Below are 846 nucleotides of genomic sequence, written 5' to 3' on the forward strand. Positions count from 1 at the left end.
GCCGTCCACTCCGCCATCGCCCTGCTCACCCTGACCACGGAACGCTCCCGCTCCCTGCACGCGACCGAACAGCGGATCGGCGCCGCCGTGCTGCGCATGCTGCTCGCCGGGGAACCGGACCACGCCCGCGCGGTCGCGGGGGACCTGTACGGAGCGCTCCTCGACGCGCCCTTCCGGATCATCGTCGCCGTCGGCACCGAGGCGAACGGTGACGCGCTCGGAGCCCTCGCCGAGACCGCGGAGTCCGCCGCCGCCCGCTCCGGCGAGACGGTCCTGGTCGTGCCGGAGGGGGACCGGCTGGTCGTGCTGGCCGCCGACGGCGGCGCCGCGCTGGCCGCCTGCTGCGATCACGCCGCCGCGCGGGAGACGGCCGGCAGGAGCGACGACGACCTGGTGATCGGACTGTCAGCCCCGGCCGGGCCGATCGCCGCGTCCACCGCCTACAGACAGGCCGAGCAGGCGCTCTCGGTGGCCAGACGGCGGGGCAGGGTGCTGGTGGAGCACGAGCACATGGCCGCCGGGTCCGTACTCCCGCTGCTCGCCGACGACGCGGTCAGGGCGTTCGCCGACGGGCTGCTGCGGGCCCTGCGCGAACACGACGCGACCGGCCGCGGCGACCTCGTCGCCTCCCTGCGCGCGTGGCTGTCCCGGCACGGCCAGTGGGACGCCGCCGCCGCCGACCTCGGCGTCCACCGCCACACCCTGCGCTACCGCATGCGCCGCGTCGAGGAGATCCTCGGCCGCTCCCTCGACGACCCGGACGTGCGCATGGAGCTGTGGCTGGCCCTCAAGGCGACGTCGTCCGAGCCCGGCTGAGCGACGCCGGAACAGCCCCGCAGCCTGGAC

At 76.1% G+C, this 846-nt stretch carries 1 protein-coding gene; it reads left to right on the plus strand.

Annotated features, from left to right (window positions below; translation table 11 throughout):
- A partial coding sequence (locus B9S61_RS02210; RefSeq protein WP_181007200.1) for a CdaR family transcriptional regulator occupies nucleotides 1-816 on the plus strand: 816 nt, incomplete at its 5' end.
- Nucleotides 817-846 lie beyond the last annotated feature (30 nt).

The sequence above is a fragment of the Streptomyces sp. SM1 genome (assembly GCF_002910825.1).
Classification (GTDB): domain Bacteria; phylum Actinomycetota; class Actinomycetes; order Streptomycetales; family Streptomycetaceae; genus Streptomyces; species Streptomyces okerensis.